General features: G+C 55.5%; 2 protein-coding genes. Both read right to left on the reverse strand.

The window, feature by feature from the left end:
* Nucleotides 1-373, reverse strand: a 373-nt coding sequence (locus XYCOK13_RS21065) for a DDE-type integrase/transposase/recombinase (protein WP_244865297.1), incomplete at its 3' end; no start/stop codon positions are given.
* A 371-nt stretch (nucleotides 374-744) separates the two neighbouring features.
* Nucleotides 745-1,101, reverse strand: a complete 357-nt coding sequence (locus XYCOK13_RS21070) for a helix-turn-helix domain-containing protein (RefSeq protein WP_213414223.1) — start codon at nucleotides 1,099-1,101, stop codon at nucleotides 745-747.
* Between the last annotated feature and the right edge of the window lie 63 nt (nucleotides 1,102-1,164).

The following is a 1,164-nucleotide window of genomic DNA, read 5'->3' on the forward strand; positions in this document are numbered from 1 at the left end:
CTTTGCTGAGCAGGTCGCGCTCAAGTGTCGCATGGAACGATTCGATGTACGCGTTCATGTTTGGCGTCTTCGGCGGTATGCGCTCATGTGTAATGTACCGCTCTGCGCAGAGCTCCCCAAACGCCTTGCTGACGAACTGCGGCCCGTTGTCCGTGCGGATTACCGGCGGTTTTGCCCCAGGCGCCAGACGAACGTCCAGCGCGGCCCGCACCATTCGGCAGACATCCTTCGCCTCGCAACAGGAGCCAATGTGGTGGCCTACAAGCGTACGGTCGAAGACGTCGATCATATCCGCTATGTAAAAGAATTGGTCGTACCCTGCGACGTAGCCGTATTTAATATCCAACTGCCATTGCTCATTGGATGTCCTCACATCCGCGTTACGTGCCAAGCGACGTGGGTAGTGCGTTATTTTGCGGCGCTGTGGGTGAAGGAGCCCAAGCTTCTTACAGAGACGATACGTCTTCTTCTTGTTGATCACCAAGGCGTGCTGGTTACGCAGGCACTCATTCAACAGCAGATACCCGTATCCATGCTCCTCGCCAGCCGTCAACTCCATCAGCCACTCCTCGATCTGGGCGTCGCTGACGATCTGCCCAGATTGAGTGCGCGAGTGCGTGCTTAGTGGACGGCCTGGGCGCAGCACCGGTGCTACGGTCCCTTGGCTCGCCGCTTTGGCATCGCGCTTCTTACGCTCGTAGTAGGTGGAAGACGAAACTCCTGTTATGGCGAGCACGGTGGCCGCTATGTGTCCCTGCCTGATGAACGTCTGTGCGACGTGGAGTCGGTCTTCCAGGCAGGGTTGACCTTTTTTACGAGCTCTCGCAGCACTTCGTTTTCCAGTTCCTTTTCTCCCAAGGCTTTCAGCGCACGGTTGTACTTCTCTTCCATTTCGGCCAGTCGCTTCGACTCGTTCAGGCGTTCATCGATGGTCGGTACCGCATCATCGCCAAACGTCTCTTGAAACTCCTTTACCCAGTTCCGAATCGTCTTTGGGGAGACCTCATATTTCCGGGCCAGCACCCCCACCTTGATGCCAGCTAACGCCTCTTGCGCTACCTTGTACCGCACCTCTTTGAACGCATTGTTACGCTGTCTCATTTCCTCAGCCCCCTAATTTATATGGTACCTTATTTCCCTAGGTATTCTCCAACTTAATTAGGG

Source organism: Xylanibacillus composti (assembly GCF_018403685.1).
Lineage (GTDB): Bacteria > Bacillota > Bacilli > Paenibacillales > K13 > Xylanibacillus > Xylanibacillus composti.

Bases quoted from the DNA above. Each gene is read 5' to 3' on its own strand.
- XYCOK13_RS21070 (WP_213414223.1), bottom strand. From the start codon at position 1,101: ATGAGACAGCGTAACAATGCGTTCAAAGAGGTGCGGTACAAGGTAGCG.